The following is a 15,720-nucleotide window of genomic DNA, read 5'->3' as shown; positions in this document are numbered from 1 at the left end:
GCTGCGATGGCCAAAAAGGACACTTCTCCGCGCCTAGGTCGTGGTCTTGCCGCCCTTCTGGGCGATCAGGCTCCCCAGCTGGCCCGTGCTACGCGCGCCAATGCGCCTGTTCAGCAGCATACGTCCCTGCCCGTTGACGTGCTGGAGCCCAGCCCCTTTCAGCCACGCCAGGACATGAACCCTGAGCGGCTGGAAGAACTGGCCAATTCCATTCGGTCCCGCGGCGTTCTGCAGCCCCTCCTCGTCCGACCAGACCCGGCCCACCCTGAGCGATACCAGATCATCGCTGGCGAGCGGCGGTGGCGCGCCTCTCAGCTAGCCGGGCTGCATAGTGTCCCAGTGCATGTACGCCAACTGGATGACACGGATGCCATGGCAGCCGCGCTTGTAGAAAACCTTCAGCGCGCCGACCTGAACCCGATCGAAGAAGCTGAAGGCCTTCAGCGGCTCATCACAGATTATACCCTGACGCAGGAAGAACTGGCCGGCGCTGTCGGAAAATCCCGACCTCACATCACCAATACCATGCGCTTGCTGAACCTGCCGCCAGAGATCCGGGCCCATGTTCGCCGCGGTGAACTCTCAGCCGGACATGCCCGTGCCCTTCTGAGCCATCCAGACCCGATAACTGCGGCCAAAACTGTTTTGGAAAAAGGGCTGAATGTCCGCCAGACAGAAGCTCTTGTCGCTGAGAAATCAGAGAAGAAAGCCGTTCAGAAAAAGCGCCGGGACGCAGAGATTGTCCAGATTGAAGAAGATCTGGCTCTCCGGCTGGGACTCAAAGTCCACATCGCTTACGATGGAAAAAAGGGCGGCTCGCTAAAGATCGATTACCGATCTCTTGAACAGTTTGAGAGCCTCATGCGTCTTCTCAACCGGGAATAAGAGGCGGTTATCAAAGGGGGCCATCATTTTTTTTGGATTTTATTCATTATAATCTGAAAAACCCCTTGCAAGCATTCCCGCTTCCCCTTTATAAGGCGCCTCACCGGAAACGGAGCGACGGGCACATAGCTCAGTTGGTAGAGCAGCTGACTCTTAATCAGCGGGTCCAAGGTTCGAGCCCTTGTGTGCCCACCAAGCTCCGTTTCCGGTCTTAGCCTTGAAAAATATGAATTTTTAAATTCGGTCGCTTTCGCTTTTAAAAAAGCATTCGCTCGAACGTTTTCACAAAAAATTAAAAACAATAGCCCCTAGAAGAGCTTTCTTTAGTGCTAATGAAATCTTCCTATCGCCATTTTTGACGACAAAAAGATCTCATGGAAAAAGCTTTAAAGAATTTTTGCCCGGCGCTGTTTGCAGTTTTGTTATACAAGCTTCTGCAAGAGTACCATCACGCATCCTATATTCTGGCTGCACTCGGCGGTTGCCTGATGCAATGGATTGTTGATGTGACAAGCGCTCGCTTAAAGAAAAAGAATACCTGACCAAGGCCTCCTCAGAGGCATCCCCGGTTTATCCCCGAAAATCTGGCAGTTCGTTAACAGCCACAACACGCCACAGCCCATTGATACGCTCGATAATCGAAATCGACAGATTTTGAATAGTAAAGCGCAGAGCAATATCAGGGTGAATGGCCAGAGCGTGTGAAAGTGCCGCCCGGATCGCGCCACCGTGGCTCACAACAACCATATCCTGACCGGCATTTGCGTTGGCAAGATCTTCCAGCCCATGGGAGACGCGCGCGCAAACATCCAGCATGCTTTCTCCACCCGGCGGAAGCTCACTGGCTGACAAAGACCAGAATGGATTGGGCGGCAGCCTCAGCAGAGAGAGAAACTGATCGTGCGGCGTTCCGTGCCACTCTCCGATAGATTGCTCAATAAATCTTGGATCAACCGTGACGTCAGCGTGTGTAAACGCTCCTGCGCAGCGTATCTGTGCGGCAGTGTCACGTGCTCTTTGAAGCGGTGAGGTATACCAGACAGCATCGGACGGCAGCCTTCGGGCCAGAGCAGCGTATCCACCCTGCTGGCTCGCCATCGCATCCCTGCAAAGCGGAACGTCCATCGCGCCATACATGGTCTTGCGCGCGCTCGCCTCTACAACGGCATGTCTGATCAGCCAGAAGCGGGTAATACCGCGTGGCAGTTCAGGCGTATCAAGAAAGTGTCCATGAGGGACGGCTTGGTCTGTCTGTGTCATGAGAGAGGCGCGTAACGGGGAACAGGGTTGGCGTCCAGAAGAACGTCCCAGTTTTCCAAAATGAGCTCAAGTTTGGCAAGCACCCGCTTCGCGTCTGCGCATTCCCGCTGCAAGCGCTGCTTTTCGTCCAGACCTTCGTGCGATGGCTCTCCTGAGACCAGACGCGCGCCGCCACACAGTCTTAAAGCCCCGGCATGGCCAGTCACCAAGGGGTGTGGAACCGGAACAGGCTGGCCAAGAACACAGAGAAGTGCTGCCTCGCCCTCCCCTACCCATGGTGAAAGATCTGCATTGAGCCACCGGTGCAACTTACGCGCATCTTCCAGTCCGAGAGGCGCATCCGGATTTTTGGGGTCTTCCACCAGAAATGACAGAATGGTCGGCACAGCGTCCCACCGACCGTCATCAATGGGCTTCCCGACGGGCAGTAAAGTGCAGGTAGGACTGGCCTCTACCAGCTTAACAGCCTCAGTCATGAAATCATTGAGTCTTTGACGGATCAGGGAATCAGGAAGCGAAAAGAGCGCATCCATTTCAGCGAGAGCCGCATGCCAGCGTAGGGCCAGACCAATATTGTGACCATTATTCAACGCGTGCCTGTCAGCCTGCTCAGGCCACTCGTCTCGATTTCCATAAGACTTCAGCCCCTTTGGAAGCGAAAACGCTGGCATCTTTTCCAGGATCACATTTGGCAGCAGAAGGGCCCCACAGAACGGCGGTCCGGTAAAGAATTTTGATCCTGTGATCATAACCAACAGACCATCCCTGACCCATTCCGAAACACGCGACGGGCTGAGGCGAGCCTGACAGGCATCTACCACCACACTCAGATGCTCTCCCAACTCAGCCTGCAACTCTGCAACCGTTTCCATATCAGGCGCAGCAAGACCCGTTTTTGACTGATCCAGACGATGCAGCAGGACATGTCGGCCAGCTTTCACTTCTCGTCTGGCCAGTTCCCTACATTCGGCATTGATGTCTTCAAGCGGACGCGAAGTTCCATCCTCATTCCGGATGGTAACCCCGAACAGTTGTGTGTCTTCAGGGAAGCCCTCAATCAGCTCTCCCTTCCCGACTGTCGTGGAGCATGCGCTGTCACCCGCGAAATGACGGCCACGCGCAGCAAGGGGCACGCCGCTTCCTGTCTCGTCGGGCGCCAGAAGAATGGAACTAACTGGTCGGTCTGTTCCAGCGGCTACAAGGGCAAGAACAGCAAGTTCGCAGTCCGTGCCAGACGCCGACAGAAGAACAGCATCTTCAGGCAAACCGTAGTGGCGCCCAATACCCGCGCGCGCGCTTCTGACGATGCCTTCCTGCACAAGATCCGGGTCCTGCTTGGACAGAAGCGCATTCATCATCATGCAACGCGCGAATTCTGCTCCCCCGAACCCCCGCTCTGACAAAGAGGAGGCTGTGGAAGAACCGAACGTCACCGCCCAAGGGCGTGGACGATGAGAGCAGGAATACTTGTTTAGGCCAGTCTCGGGATCAACGGCCAGGCGGGAATCCCCGCCACTACTCATCAATGTCTCTGCCGGCGCCATAACGTGCCACAGACGCACCAGAACGGGTCTAAGTCGCTTTGCGTCATCTTCGGTGAACTCAGGCGTATTCGACAGGTGTTTCTTCAGAGTTCCCCAAAGGGACAGAAGCGTTGTGCTGTCCGGAACGTCTCCCGCACAGAGGGCAAGTTCCTGCGGAAGGGGATTGACCGCGTTCGTATCAAGCGCATGAAACAGAGCGGCAACACGAGCAGCTGCAAAACTCGCAAGCCGGGCGTCAGCTCCATTGTGAAGAAGCCGGAAAAGCTCAACGGCCTGCCGAAGGAATGTCGGAGCCAGACCCGGCATTCGCAAACAGGGTTCACCCAGCTTCAGACATGCGCGGCCTGTAACCGAATGAGGTTCAGACAGAAGATTCTCACCGAGTTGAAAAGACTGCTCCAGCGAAATATCAAGCTCGGGCATCAGCCCTGCAGCAACAACCCTTAGATCCGGACGCTCCAAAACGTCTACAAGCGATCGGGTCAGTATATCAGCCAGCATGCCTCTAATCTCCTGCCTAACAGGAATGTCTGGGTAGCTCATTAAGGAACTCGGGGCGAGGCCTTAATGGTTACGGGAATTGGTTTCATTAATATTACCATGATCAAAGTTTGCGCCTCTTGTACAACACTGTAAGATACTTCTTCGTGACGGGGCTGGAGCTCCTACCGTGATGTTAAGAGGTTGAAATGCGGATATTGTTGACAGGCGGTTGCGGCTTCATAGGTTCAGCCGTGGTGCGTCATATTATCAGAAACACCGAACACAGCGTGCTGAATGTAGACTGCATGACGTATGCAGCTTCTGAAGATACCGTAGCCGAAGTCGCTTCTGATCCGCGTTATTCCCACGCACGGGCGAATATCGTAAACGGCGTTGAAATGCAGCGCCTCTTTGAGGAATATCGCCCGGATGCCGTCATGCATCTGGCTGCTGAAAGCCACGTAGACCGTTCGATTGATGGTCCTGGCGTTTTCATCCAGACAAATATTGTTGGCACTTATTCTCTTCTTGAAGCTGCCCGGAAATACTGGAGCAGCCTTGGGAATGATGAGAAAGCGGCTTTCCGTTTCCACCATATTTCAACGGATGAAGTGTTTGGCCACCTTGAGCCAAACGATCCGCCATTTACTGAAACAACCCCTTACGACCCTCGCAGCCCTTACTCCGCTTCAAAAGCCTCTTCCGATCATCTGGTTCGTGCCTGGTATCACACCTATGGCCTGCCAACTTTCGTCACCAACACAACCAACAACTATGGCATCTGGCACTTCCCGGAAAAGCTCATTCCGCTCGTGACCATCAACGCCATTGAAGGTCGCGAATTGCCAGTTTACGGCAAAGGTGAAAACATCCGCGACTGGCTGTTTGTTGAAGACCACGCTGAAGCCCTCGTCCGCGCTGTCGAAATCGGCGAGCCGGGAGAGACTTACGCTATCGGTGCCCGTCAGCCCCGGACGAACCTGGAAGTCGTCAAGAAAATCTGCGCTGTTCTGGACGAACTTCTTCCTGACCCGGAAGGCCCGCGCGAACGCTTGATCCGCTACGTGACAGATCGTCCCGGCCATGACTTCCGTTATGAGATTGATCCGTCCCACGCCGAGAAAGAGCTGGACTGGAAAGCCAAGAACGACTTCGAAACCGGCATCCGCAAAACGGTTCAGTGGTATCTCGACAACCGTGACTGGTGGGAAGGAATCCGCTCCAAGCGTTACACGGGACAGCGACTGGGAACACGCTCATGAGCACGATCGAGACGAAGCCCATGAAGGGCATCATTCTGGCTGGTGGTTCAGGCACACGCCTGTATCCCATGACGCTTGCTTCCTCAAAGCAGCTCCTGCCGGTCTATGATAAGCCGATGATCTATTATCCTCTTTCCACGCTGATGCTGGCGGGAATCCGGGATATCATGATCATCACGACCCCGCATGACATGCCACAGTTTCAGCGCCTTCTGGGCGATGGTTCACAGTTCGGCGTCAACTTTGAATACCGCATCCAGCCTTCCCCGGACGGTCTGGCTCAGGCATTTCTGATCGCGGAAGACTGGATCCAGGGGGCGCCTTGCGCACTCGCCCTTGGCGACAACCTGATCTTCTCCGAACATCTTGGTGTTCTGCTCCGTGCGGCATCGAACCGTCCGGAAGGGGCAACCGTCTTCGCCTATCAGGTCCGCGATCCAGAACGTTATGGCGTGGTGTCGTTTGATGAAAGCGGTCGGGCCCTGAAGGTTGAGGAAAAGCCTTCCGAGCCAGAGTCTCACTGGGCCATCACAGGTTTGTATTTCTATGATCACCGCGTTGTGGATTTTGCCAAAAAGGTAAAGCCTAGCCCTCGTGGGGAACTGGAAATCACTGACCTTAACCGGATGTATCTTGAAGAGGGAACGTTGCAGGTCGATCGCCTTGGGCGCGGCTGTGCCTGGCTTGACGCCGGCATGCCGGACAGCCTGATGCAGGCTGGAACCTTCGTTCAGACCATTCAGTCCCGTCAGGGTATGCTGGTTGGCTCACCTGCTGAAGTCGCGTTCCGCAACAAGTTCATCAACGCTGACCAGCTTCGCGCCCATGCGAAGAAAATGGGCAAGACAGAGCTTGGGCGCCTTCTGCTTGAACTCGCAGACCACGCTTCCTGAAATAAAAACCCCAAACGCTGTCTGATTTTTCAGACAGCGTTTTTTCGGAGGCAATCTCTATTTGGCCTCCAGTTCTCAAACGTCATTTATAAAAAGGAATTTGTTATGAAGGTTGAACGTCTCGCCATTCCCGACGTCATTCTTGTTACGCCGCCACGTTTTAGTGACAACCGGGGTTTCTTTTCAGAAACTTACAATTTCGATCGTATGACGGAAGCTGGCATCAACCTTCCTTTTGTTCAGGACAATCAGAGTCTGTCCTGCGAGAAAGGCGTTGTGCGCGGACTTCACTGCCAGCTTGCCCCCTACGAGCAGGGAAAGCTGGTTCGTGTAACGCGCGGTGCAATCTGGGATGTTGCCGTAGATGCCCGCACGGGTTCCCCGACCTACGGTCAGTGGGTAGCTGCAGAGCTGTCTGCTGAAAACTGGTCTCAGCTCTGGGTCCCGCCGGGCTTTCTGCATGGTTTCGTGACTCTCGAAGAGAACACGGAAGTTCAGTACAAATGCACATCGCTTTACAGCAAGGTTTCCGAGCGCGCCGTCATCTGGAACTGCCCGGACCTGAACATCGATTGGCCCATCGCTGAAGAAGAGGCTATCCTTTCTGACAAGGATAAGGTCGCTCCGCACTTCTCCGCAGCCAAGGGCTGGTTCTCTTACGAAAAGTGAGTCGCATTATGTCCAGCACAGGTCCTATCCTCGTCACGGGCGGCAATGGCCAGCTCGCGACGTCTCTTGCGAACATCGGGGGTGATCAGATCATCCGTGTTGGGCGCCCTGAATTCGACTTCGACAAGCCGGAAACCATTTCCGCAGCTATCGAAAAATACCGCCCTGAAGCTGTCGTGAATGCAGCTGCCTGGACGGCCGTTGATCTGGCAGAAACGGAAACAGCTGGAGCTGAGCGCGCCAACTGCTCAGGGCCAAAGGCGCTCGCGGAAGCCTGCGCAAAGGCTGGCATTCCATTCATCCACGTTTCAACGGACTATGTTTTCTCCGGTGACAAGGGATCTCCTTACACGGAAGAGGATCCTACCAGCCCTGAAACAGTCTATGGCAGCACAAAAGCTGACGGCGAACAGGCTGTTCTGGCGGCAAACCCAAAGAGCATCATCCTTCGGACCTCTTGGGTTTACTCCGCGCACGGCAAAAATTTCGTCAAGACCATGATCAATGCTGGCGCCAAAAATCCAGCGCTCAAGGTTGTTGGCGACCAAAGCGGCAACCCCACCAGTTCTGACGATCTGGCTGACGCTATTCTCGCTATCCTGGCCCTCATCGAGAAAGATGGCTGGAAGCCGGAATTTGCTGGCATCTATCATGCCAGCGGCACAGGCGAGACGACATGGCACGGTCTGGCTGTCGCTGCACTGGAAGAAGCAGAAAAGCATGGTCAATCCATGCCAACAGTCAGTGCAATCCGGACTGAAGACTGGCCGACCCCGGCCAAGCGTCCACAGGATTCACGGCTAGACTGTTCAAAACTTCATCGTGTGTTTGGCGTTCGGTTGCCTGAATGGCGTGAAAGCGTCGCACGGACAGTCCACCGCCTTTTCGCTGCGATCTGAAAAATGGGTCATCCAGCAATTACGCAGGATGACCCTCCTGCCCTGCTTCCCTGACCCGTCTTAACCAAGGATATTATGTCTTCTCCCCACTCCGGCATTCGCCGCTGGAACCCACAGATGATACGGGGAGGAGCAAGCCAGACCGCCGACAGGACAGACCGTGTCGCCATTCTACTGTCCTTGCACAACGGCGAAACCTATCTCAACGCACAGCTCGACAGCATTCTCGCGCAGACCCATACGGACTGGGTCCTTTACTGGCGTGATGACGGATCAACTGATGCATCCCGTGTGATCATGCTCTCATTTGAAGAGCATCGCGGACACGGGCGTTGCGTCGAAATTACATCCGTCATGGGCAATATGGGCGTGACGGGGTCTTATCTGCATCTTCTGGATTCCATTCCTCCAACGCCATTCGTAGCGTTCGCGGACCAGGATGACGTCTGGCAGCCCCAAAAGCTGCAATGGGCGCTGGAATGGCTCCAGAAACAGCCGCTCGACATGCCCGCTTTATATTGTGCCCGTCAGTATCTGACAGATTCTTCGCTCAACGTGTTCAGTAAGTCGGCGTCCCTCAGCAGAACCCCTGACTTTGCATCCGCTCTGACGCAAAACATCGCAACCGGGCACACGGTTGTTATCAACGCTGCGACATATGAGCTTTTATATGAGCGACTGCCTCCGCCCTTCATCCTGCATGACTGGTGGGCTTATCTCGTTACAATGGCCTCTGGCGGTAAAGTCTTTTTTGATGAGCGGTGTGTCAGCCATTATCGCCAGCACGCGCGCAATACCGTCGGAGCCAAACGCTCGCTTCTTAGCCGAGGCTTAAGTGCTCTCAGACGCGGACCCGGCGTGTTCATGACGATCTTTGAGTCCAATGTTCAGCACCTGCTCCATGAACCGGATATCCTGACAGAAGACGCACAGACCCTTCTGTCAGAACTGGCCGGAGCCCGAACGTTAAGAGCCAGAATCAAAATCCTCTGGAGGCGAAGAGAACTTCAGCGCCAGACACGATGTGAGACCGCTATTTTCCGTCTCTGGTTTCTTCTTGCAGTCCGGCAGCCTTCTCAAGGCTGAATATGTAGCTCGCGCCGCATGGCGTCCATGAAGGCCCCGTCATGCTCAAGACTGAACGGGCGCGCAGACGCATAATCATAAGCGATACTGGCTGCCTTGATGCGCAGGTCTTCAGGTTCTGAGGCATACCGCGGAACTATATGCGTATGAAGAGACGGTGCCAAATTGCACCATGTTTCGTAATTAATGCGGTTTGAAGCGGTAAGAGCCAGAAGAGCATCCCCAACAGCGGCAACATCCAGAAGATATTGAATCCGTTCCTCACCTTTCAGGTCATTCAGGGAAGGCACAACAGGATCGGCGAGGAGTTGGCAATATCCTGCAAGCGGCTGCGTCTCACCAATAACAAGCCAGCCTGATTTCATACGCCCAATGACAAACGGGTTGCTGCCACTTCGCGCGGCAACAACCCGTTTTGCAATAACATCCAACATGCATGTTTCCCTTCAAAAAGGGAAAGCTATCATGCAGCGGAACGTGCGTCCTCTTCATCCTCTTCCGGCACAATACGCTTGTTGTCGCGAGTGGGCCGGAAACGGTTTTCCACCAAGGCGTCTTCAATATCTTCGAGAGAAGCACCGGATGTTTCCGGGACGAAGAAAAAGACAAAGATAACCGAAGCCAGATTGACGAGGGCATAGAACCACATCGTCCATGTCAGACCAATGCCCTCTGCCATCGTAAGAGCCGTGCTGGTGACGAGCAGATCAGCCCCCCACAGGGTAGCGGCATGCAGGGAGGTCGCCTGTCCACGCATGGACAGCGGGAACATTTCAGCACCCAGCAGCCAGCCACAGACCTGAATGCCACCCGAGTTGAACATCATGAACAGCAGCAGGAACGCGACGATCAGATATGACCCTGCACTGCCTGCGGCAGGGTGCAGCATGAACATGATACCCAGGCCAACCAGCGAGAGTGCTGCCCCTGGCCCCATGATCAACATCAGACGACGCCGACCAATCCTGTCCACAAAGAGACAGCCCAGAATGGTCATGATGCAATAAACGATCGCAACACCCAGCGATGCCCAAAGCGCTGAAGAAGCCCCGAAACCAGCATCATTCAGAAATGTCGGGGCGTAGTAGATCATCATCTCCAGGCCACCGCACTGCGTAAAGAATGCTACACCCAGTGCTGCGACGAGAGCCGGTCGAACCCAGGGCTGGAAAAGACCATGCCACCCCCGGTTCTCCTGCTTGATGCCCTCTGCATTTTCACGGATGGCCTCAACTTCTTTGCGAACTGCCCTTTTTGTGGTGCGGATACGGCTAAGGTGAAGGATGGCATTCTTCATGCCTTCATTCTCAGCAGACCAGCGCGGGCTCTTTGGCATGAAAAACATGGATACAAAGACAAGGAAAGCCGGTATCGCGGCAATCCCCACCATAGGGCGCCAGCCCCAGTTCGTGCGCTGTGTAAGACCGATGATATTGGCAATCAGAATACCGAGGCCGATCGCCACGTTGAACATCGTCACAAGGCTTCCCCGCCGTTCCTGGGGGGCCAGCTCCGAAATATACATCGGCACAACCTGTGTGGAACCGCCGACGGCAAGTCCAAGCACAAATCGTGCAGCAATGAGGCTCCATACATCCGGAGAGAAAGCGCACGCTGTCGCGCCAAGGACAAAGACACCACTCACGAGACACGTTGTAGTGCGCCGTCCGAATTTCTCTGAGAGGGACCCGGCCACGAAGGCGCCGAATACTGCTCCAAGAAGAATAGCCGAAGCGACGCTTTCTTTCATTGTAGAGTTCAGATGAAAATCATCGCCAATCAAAGGCAATGTGCCGGAGATGATGCCTGTGTCGTAGCCGTAGAGGCCACCGCAGATTGCAGCAACCATGGCTGCAAGCATCAGGATCAATTTCGCGTTCGGTGAGACCTCAACCTGTGAGAGGTCTATCTTTTCACGAGCAGGTCGAGATGTTTTTGTATCATTTGGCATAATGACATTAACATATCGCAATCTATTCAGTTTTTCCGCATTTTTCTATTTTTTTGAAAATTAAGTGAGCTTCCACTTATTGTGGCCACGAAAACCAGAATTCTATATGAATATCAGGACTGCTCCGGAGACCTTCTATGCTGACGCCCACACCCGATACCACCCGTGATGTGCCCTATATTTCTGGTAGAATCCTGATCATCATGCACATCTGTATCGTTGCTTTCATCGTGTTCGTGCACTGGTTCGCCGGATCCCTTAATTAGTCCTCAGCCTCGTCCAGAGGTTCGCCAATCCATAAAAAATCCCTGCTCCCAACCCAATCCAGAATGGAATGGGAATGTCCGTTATCCAGGACAGCATCAGACCGCCCCAGGACAGGACAAGAGCAAGCAATACCGAAACCAGTAGTCCCATCGCCGGGCATAGCCCTAGCCTCAATGCCGTAGCCGCCGGGCCAATCATGAGACTGAAGGCCAGCAATGCGCCGGAAACTTCGGCACATGCTGAACAGGCCAAAGCTGCTACAGCCATAAATCCAAGAGACGTCAGGCGCACAGGAACACCACGTGCACGCGCCACTTCTGGCGTCAGGCTCGAAAACAGAAGCGGCCGTCCAAGAAAAACCAGCCCCAACAGACAAAGAGCCGTCACTCCAGCCAGAATGAACAGCGTCGGAGTGTCAATTCCGAGCACATCCCCAAATAGCAGTGTCGTCGCCATGCTGGAGGCTCCGTTGGCCTCATGCAGGAACCAGGTGCCTAGGCCAAGGCTGGCAGCAAGCACAAGGCCGATCGTACTGTCTCTCTGAGGGGGAATTTTACCGCGTCCCTCACCTTCGCTTCCTATGGCAAGGCCTGCCAGAAGGCTGAAAGCAATCATTCCAAAGAGAGGCGAAACGCCAAGCCAGACTGCCCCTGCGGCTCCACTGAAGCCAATGTGGGACAGTGCATGGGCTGCAAAAGCCTGTCGCCGCAGGCTCAGAAACCATCCCACAGTTCCTGCGAGAACAGAGACGAGCGTGCATCCCAGAAATGCATGCCGCATGAATTCAAATTCGAACATGCAACTCGCCATTTTCCAAAGCCAGAACGCGCGTTACTTTTCCTTCCAGCGCGGCAGTTTCATGAGATGTCATAAGGATTGAAACGCCAAGGGTCTGGGTGAGTGATACCAGCAGGGCAACAATCTGCTGCTGCGCATCGTGATCCAGAGCGGCAAGGGGTTCGTCCAGAAGGAGCAGACCCGGTTGACCGGCAAGTGCCTGTGCCAGGCAGACACGCTGTCGCTCTCCCCCTGACAGATGTCCCAGAGGCCGTTTTGAGAAAGAGAGTGCTCCAGTCAGGGCAAGAAGCCTCTCGGCCTCCCTTTTTCTTTGACCAAAACGAACAGGCACACCCCAGCGCGCACCGTCCATGGCAGCCATCACATGACTGATCGCCGGGATCATGAGAGCCGCATCGCTCAAACCCTGCGGCATATATCCAATGCGTTCACAGGCCATTCCGGGTGGGAGACCGTCAATCAGGATCTGTCCTTTCTCAGGCCTTACAAGATCCAGACAAGCCCGCAGAGCAGTCGATTTTCCTGCACCATTTCGTCCTGACAGAAGCGTAATGCCTTCAAGAGGCACGGTCAGGGAAACCTGATTTAAAACACGTGTCTGGCCTGCACAGAGGGTAACATTCTCAAGAACAAGGTTATCGGGACTGGCCATCAAGTGCCTGCTGAACGGACTGAAGGATCGACGAGACCCAGTCTTGCCATTGCTGGCTGACAGGGAGCGTCTCTCCTATCATAACCAGCGGCAGACCGCTGCCCCTGGCCCGTTCTACCATACGGTCAATCTGTGGAGACCTGACGGCAGGATTGACGATCAGAAATCTGATCTGTCTGCTGTCGATTGCAGTTTCCAGTTGAGCCACATCCCGTGGAGACGGTTCGCTATGATGCATGACCGACAGGGCAAACCCGGGGTCAATGATCCTGAGTCCCATCGTCTGGATCAGATCAGCTCCCACCGGTTCCATGACACCGATAATAGTCCCGTCGTGTTTCTGCCTGATGGCTGCTGTCTGGCCAGACAGAGCATCAACTTGTGTCAGAAAGCTCGTTAGGCGACTATGAATATCCGTCTGATCCAGGCCCCGCGCTATAAACGCGTCCGCCACGGCTGAGGCCACTTTACGCACGGCGTTCAGATCGAGGAACAGATGCGGATTATCCCCTGCGCGCCATCCCGCTTCTTCTGCTGCAATAATCCGTGTTGCTGATGAAGGAGAAAAATGGACTGCCCAGTCATCGTAGGTCGCGCCATTCAGAACGATGACGCTGGCATGAGCCATGTTCCGCGCCATGGATGGCGTTGGCGTCAATTCATGGGGATCGATGCCCGGAGTTGAAATTAACGACTGTGTCTGGACGGCCGGTCCACCAATCTGCGCTGCAATATTACACCAGGCTGCCTCAACGCAGACCACAGGCAGCGGAGCAGCATACGCAAAAGGCGCAGTCAGAAGCGAACCAGCCAGAAACAGGGTTCGGACACAGCGCATGAGTTTCCCCGGACGGATGGAAAGGAAAAACGTTATAAGATAACATTCTTCCTTTGGCTATCCTCGGGACGGCGGCCTTACGTAAAGTTCGGTTGCTGCGGCAAGAACCTTACGCTGATACGCCATATTCAATGGCACGGTCCGTGAATGGTAATCTCCAATGGCCCGCATGAGATTCCCGTGTTCATTATCCAGAGCGGTGCGCAGGATCATCGCAGCGGCAGCAACATTGAAACAAGGCTCAAGGGCCAGTCGCGTTGCAATCTGGGCAGGGCTCTGGTGCAGCATGGATGAAATAGGAAGGATCCACCGCGAATTGATCTGCATGAGACCAATATCCACTGATCCATCCTTATTCTGGCTAACCTTGCCCATCACTCCACCCTCGACCCGCTGAATGGCAGGAAGAACACGGGGAGGAATACGATAATGCAAAGCCGAAGCAAGCATACAGGCTAGGAAACCAGCGGCCATGAAACCCTGTCATCTTTATTAAAGAAGCTCATAGTCTAGCATCCCCTGACCCTACCTGCCATCCTGACACAACAAGCCGAAAGAATAAGAGCAACAGGAATGAATACACAGGATACTTCCGCAACCCTGACCTTGGATGCTCTGTCCATACCCTATCAGCGTCGCATTTATGACTATGATCCATCCGCTGGGAAACTAGGTATCGCCGCCGCCAAAGCTCTGGGTCTTTCCCCGGATCATGTTCTCAAGACCCTGATGGTGCAGATTGACGGGCGCCCTGCCTGTGTTGTCCTGCCTGCGGATCGCGAGTTGGATTTCAAACGTGTTGCAGCAGCATTTGGGGGGAGAAAAGCCAAAATGCTCTCTCGCCCGGAGGCAGAACAGCGGACAGGTTACAAGATTGGCGGTGTCAGCCCATTCGGCCAGCGCAGTATTGTACCAACAGCGTTTGATCAGAGTGCAATGGATGGCCCCCCTGTCGTCATTAATGGCGGAGACCGAGGCCTTCTTCTGGAACTTGGACCGGAAGATGCTCTCATAGCGACAAACGGTCTGGTCGCAGACCTCGTTCGCCCACTGCCCTGAATTTGATACAGGCGTGACCTTTCATACTGAAAGGGCAAGGTCTGCGCAGGCGATACGCGCTTCGTGTGTAAAAACACAAAAATTGTAGAGCAGAAATTTCAGATTTTTTGGGAGAAACTGGTGGAGCCAATCGGGATCGAACCGACGACCTCCTGAATGCCATTCAGGCGCTCTCCCAACTGAGCTATGGCCCCACGTGTTTCATCTACAGCCCCTTTGGGATGGAGCCGGATGAGCGCGGTATATAAGGATGTTTTCATCGTGACAAGCCATAAAAACACTTTTTCAGGCTAGAATCACGTTCTCCTGACGCAGCTTCTCAAGAAGCGAAAGTCGTGGAAGCCCAAGGATAGCATCCTGATCGCCCGAAATTTTGGAAAAGAGCTGAATACCCAAGCCCTCCAGCCGATAAGCCCCTACGCAGGACAGTATCCTGTCTCCCTCTTCTCTTAGATAAAACGCCAGAAATTCATCGGAAAAGGGGCGCATCGTCATTTGAGGAGTAGCGAGTGTCTCCCAGATTTTCTGTGTGCCCCGATACAAAACGACAGCCGTCTGAAGAATATGCGTGCGGTTTCGAAGGCATTTAAGATGCGTCTTCGCCTCATTGAGATCCTGCGGCTTCGCAAAGGCTGTTCCGTCCAGATCGAGGATCTGGTCAGCCGCGATAATCAGACTGGTGTCCGGCGATACGTCGGCCACAAGCCTCGCTTTGGCATCCGCGAGAGCCAAAGCCGTGTCTCCCAGAGATTTTCCTTCACTTTCACACTGCTGGCGCAAGGCCTCTTCATCCAGATCTACCGGTCGAACCTGAATGATCAGACCACTCTCTTCCAGAAGTACTCGCCGGGCACTCGAGCCACTTGCGAGGATTATGGAATTATTGAGCAAGGTCATAAGATGCGACTCCAAACTATCGACGGCGAGCACGAGTACCAGTACTGCGTATGACCCGGTGAAAAGATTGTGTCAGTACTGGGGTACATGGGGACAGTACTTGAAGTTTGCGGGAAGGTACCGAGTACCGTGGATTGTTGGGTACGCCCCCAAATTTTGGGGGTTGTACACAGGGGGTCTGTGAGCAAATCGGGATAGAATCCTGCACCCCCTTGTCCACTGCGGGTTTTGCAGTTGTACACAGTGTGAGTAAGACGGGGTACATTTTTAGAGAGCC

General features: G+C 54.3%; 17 protein-coding genes and 2 tRNA genes. 9 read left to right on the top strand and 10 right to left on the bottom strand.

All coding sequences use genetic code 11. The annotated features are described in order from the left end of the window. The first annotated feature begins 6 nt into the window (after window positions 1-6). From KP707_RS06375 to KP707_RS06365, 3 genes are all read left to right on the top strand, one after another. Complete coding sequence (locus KP707_RS06375) at window positions 7-885, top strand: ParB/RepB/Spo0J family partition protein (protein ID WP_211502489.1); 879 nt, start codon at window positions 7-9, stop codon at window positions 883-885. Window positions 886-1,004: 119 nt separating this feature from the next. Continuing rightward, a tRNA-Lys gene (locus KP707_RS06370) sits at window positions 1,005-1,080 on the top strand. A 179-nt stretch (window positions 1,081-1,259) separates the two neighbouring features. Beyond that, window positions 1,260-1,427, top strand: a complete 168-nt coding sequence (locus KP707_RS06365; protein WP_157091233.1) for a hypothetical protein — start codon at window positions 1,260-1,262, stop codon at window positions 1,425-1,427. 28 nt (window positions 1,428-1,455) lie between these two features. On the opposite strand, the gene KP707_RS06360 is transcribed toward KP707_RS06365, so the two are convergent. Together KP707_RS06360 and KP707_RS06355 are read right to left on the bottom strand one after the other, a co-directional pair. Then, window positions 1,456-2,145, bottom strand: coding sequence for a histidine phosphatase family protein (locus tag KP707_RS06360; RefSeq protein WP_086634871.1), 690 nt, complete (start codon window positions 2,143-2,145; stop codon window positions 1,456-1,458). Then, entirely contained in the window at window positions 2,142-4,190 is a 2,049-nt protein-coding gene (locus tag KP707_RS06355) for a hypothetical protein (RefSeq protein WP_211502487.1), read from the bottom strand. The genes KP707_RS06360 and KP707_RS06355 overlap by 4 nt, the downstream gene beginning before the upstream one ends. Before the next feature lie 188 nt (window positions 4,191-4,378). Between KP707_RS06355 and rfbB the strand changes: the two genes are divergently transcribed. The 5 genes from rfbB (at window position 4,379) to KP707_RS06330 (ending at window position 8,981) form a co-directional block, all read left to right on the top strand. Next, complete coding sequence (gene rfbB / locus KP707_RS06350) at window positions 4,379-5,434, top strand: dTDP-glucose 4,6-dehydratase (protein ID WP_099211286.1); 1,056 nt, start codon at window positions 4,379-4,381, stop codon at window positions 5,432-5,434. Between the two features lie 20 nt (window positions 5,435-5,454). Next, window positions 5,455-6,327 carry a glucose-1-phosphate thymidylyltransferase RfbA gene (rfbA, locus tag KP707_RS06345; RefSeq protein WP_174694806.1) on the top strand — a complete coding sequence of 291 codons (873 nt, stop codon included), beginning with the start codon at window positions 5,455-5,457 and terminating at the stop codon, window positions 6,325-6,327. A gap of 105 nt (window positions 6,328-6,432) precedes the next feature. Further along, window positions 6,433-6,996 carry a dTDP-4-dehydrorhamnose 3,5-epimerase gene (gene rfbC / locus KP707_RS06340; RefSeq protein ID WP_046900410.1) on the top strand — a complete coding sequence of 188 codons (564 nt, stop codon included), beginning with the start codon at window positions 6,433-6,435 and terminating at the stop codon, window positions 6,994-6,996. A gap of 8 nt (window positions 6,997-7,004) precedes the next feature. Continuing rightward, on the top strand, window positions 7,005-7,895 hold the full coding sequence (gene rfbD / locus KP707_RS06335) for a dTDP-4-dehydrorhamnose reductase (protein ID WP_232309224.1): 891 nt from the start codon (window positions 7,005-7,007) through the stop codon (window positions 7,893-7,895). A gap of 75 nt (window positions 7,896-7,970) precedes the next feature. Continuing rightward, entirely contained in the window at window positions 7,971-8,981 is a 1,011-nt protein-coding gene (locus KP707_RS06330) for a glycosyltransferase family 2 protein (protein ID WP_252348837.1), read from the top strand. Here KP707_RS06330 and KP707_RS06325 read toward each other — a convergent pair. The 6 genes from KP707_RS06325 to KP707_RS06300 all read right to left on the bottom strand — a co-directional run bounded on the left by KP707_RS06325 (window position 8,972) and on the right by KP707_RS06300 (window position 13,961). Next, window positions 8,972-9,415, bottom strand: coding sequence for an HIT family protein (locus KP707_RS06325; RefSeq protein ID WP_198150518.1), 444 nt, complete (start codon window positions 9,413-9,415; stop codon window positions 8,972-8,974). The genes KP707_RS06330 and KP707_RS06325 overlap by 10 nt on opposite strands. Window positions 9,416-9,444: 29 nt before the next feature. Further along, the gene (locus KP707_RS06320; RefSeq protein WP_086633309.1) at window positions 9,445-10,932 is read right to left on the bottom strand and encodes a sugar porter family MFS transporter; all 1,488 of its coding nucleotides are present in this window, start codon (window positions 10,930-10,932) and stop codon (window positions 9,445-9,447) included. A gap of 258 nt (window positions 10,933-11,190) precedes the next feature. Then, the gene (locus tag KP707_RS06315; RefSeq protein ID WP_099211294.1) at window positions 11,191-11,997 is read right to left on the bottom strand and encodes a metal ABC transporter permease; all 807 of its coding nucleotides are present in this window, start codon (window positions 11,995-11,997) and stop codon (window positions 11,191-11,193) included. After that, the gene (locus tag KP707_RS06310; protein WP_211498280.1) at window positions 11,984-12,649 is read right to left on the bottom strand and encodes a metal ABC transporter ATP-binding protein; all 666 of its coding nucleotides are present in this window, start codon (window positions 12,647-12,649) and stop codon (window positions 11,984-11,986) included. The genes KP707_RS06315 and KP707_RS06310 overlap by 14 nt, the downstream gene beginning before the upstream one ends. Further along, window positions 12,633-13,487, bottom strand: coding sequence for a metal ABC transporter solute-binding protein, Zn/Mn family (locus KP707_RS06305; protein WP_211498281.1), 855 nt, complete (start codon window positions 13,485-13,487; stop codon window positions 12,633-12,635). Before KP707_RS06305 ends, KP707_RS06310 begins: the two co-directional genes overlap by 17 nt. Window positions 13,488-13,544: 57 nt before the next feature. After that, window positions 13,545-13,961, bottom strand: a complete 417-nt coding sequence (locus KP707_RS06300) for a lytic transglycosylase domain-containing protein (protein WP_086633305.1) — start codon at window positions 13,959-13,961, stop codon at window positions 13,545-13,547. A 99-nt stretch (window positions 13,962-14,060) separates the two neighbouring features. On the opposite strand from KP707_RS06300, the gene KP707_RS06295 reads away from it, so the two are divergent. Continuing rightward, window positions 14,061-14,546 carry an aminoacyl-tRNA deacylase gene (locus KP707_RS06295; protein ID WP_211495693.1) on the top strand — a complete coding sequence of 162 codons (486 nt, stop codon included), beginning with the start codon at window positions 14,061-14,063 and terminating at the stop codon, window positions 14,544-14,546. 118 nt (window positions 14,547-14,664) lie between these two features. Here the strand turns inward: KP707_RS06295 and KP707_RS06290 are convergent. Both KP707_RS06290 and KP707_RS06285 read right to left on the bottom strand, forming a co-directional pair. Further along, window positions 14,665-14,740, bottom strand: a tRNA-Ala gene (locus KP707_RS06290). A 91-nt stretch (window positions 14,741-14,831) separates the two neighbouring features. Continuing rightward, a complete protein-coding gene (locus KP707_RS06285) occupies window positions 14,832-15,443 on the bottom strand; it encodes a Maf family protein (RefSeq protein WP_211498282.1) in 612 nt (203 codons plus the stop codon). Window positions 15,444-15,720: the final 277 nt, after the last annotated feature.

Source organism: Gluconobacter sp. P5E10, from assembly GCF_018812145.1.
GTDB classification, from domain to species: domain Bacteria; phylum Pseudomonadota; class Alphaproteobacteria; order Acetobacterales; family Acetobacteraceae; genus Gluconobacter; species Gluconobacter cerinus.
This window is presented reverse-complemented; position numbering and strand designations above follow the sequence as displayed.

Coding starts and splice junctions, on each gene's coding strand:
- KP707_RS06375 (WP_211502489.1), top strand. CDS start 7: ATGGCCAAAAAGGACACTTCTCCGCGCCTAGGTCGTGGTCTTGCCGCC.
- KP707_RS06365 (WP_157091233.1), top strand. CDS start 1,260: ATGGAAAAAGCTTTAAAGAATTTTTGCCCGGCGCTGTTTGCAGTTTTG.
- KP707_RS06360 (WP_086634871.1), bottom strand. CDS start 2,145: ATGACACAGACAGACCAAGCCGTCCCTCATGGACACTTTCTTGATACG.
- KP707_RS06355 (WP_211502487.1), bottom strand. CDS start 4,190: ATGCTGGCTGATATACTGACCCGATCGCTTGTAGACGTTTTGGAGCGT.
- rfbB (WP_099211286.1), top strand. CDS start 4,379: ATGCGGATATTGTTGACAGGCGGTTGCGGCTTCATAGGTTCAGCCGTG.
- rfbA (WP_174694806.1), top strand. CDS start 5,455: ATGAAGGGCATCATTCTGGCTGGTGGTTCAGGCACACGCCTGTATCCC.
- rfbC (WP_046900410.1), top strand. CDS start 6,433: ATGAAGGTTGAACGTCTCGCCATTCCCGACGTCATTCTTGTTACGCCG.
- rfbD (WP_232309224.1), top strand. CDS start 7,005: ATGTCCAGCACAGGTCCTATCCTCGTCACGGGCGGCAATGGCCAGCTC.
- KP707_RS06330 (WP_252348837.1), top strand. CDS start 7,971: ATGTCTTCTCCCCACTCCGGCATTCGCCGCTGGAACCCACAGATGATA.
- KP707_RS06325 (WP_198150518.1), bottom strand. CDS start 9,415: ATGTTGGATGTTATTGCAAAACGGGTTGTTGCCGCGCGAAGTGGCAGC.
- KP707_RS06320 (WP_086633309.1), bottom strand. CDS start 10,932: ATGCCAAATGATACAAAAACATCTCGACCTGCTCGTGAAAAGATAGAC.
- KP707_RS06315 (WP_099211294.1), bottom strand. CDS start 11,997: ATGTTCGAATTTGAATTCATGCGGCATGCATTTCTGGGATGCACGCTC.
- KP707_RS06310 (WP_211498280.1), bottom strand. CDS start 12,649: ATGGCCAGTCCCGATAACCTTGTTCTTGAGAATGTTACCCTCTGTGCA.
- KP707_RS06305 (WP_211498281.1), bottom strand. CDS start 13,487: ATGCGCTGTGTCCGAACCCTGTTTCTGGCTGGTTCGCTTCTGACTGCG.
- KP707_RS06300 (WP_086633305.1), bottom strand. CDS start 13,961: ATGGCCGCTGGTTTCCTAGCCTGTATGCTTGCTTCGGCTTTGCATTAT.
- KP707_RS06295 (WP_211495693.1), top strand. CDS start 14,061: ATGAATACACAGGATACTTCCGCAACCCTGACCTTGGATGCTCTGTCC.
- KP707_RS06285 (WP_211498282.1), bottom strand. CDS start 15,443: ATGACCTTGCTCAATAATTCCATAATCCTCGCAAGTGGCTCGAGTGCC.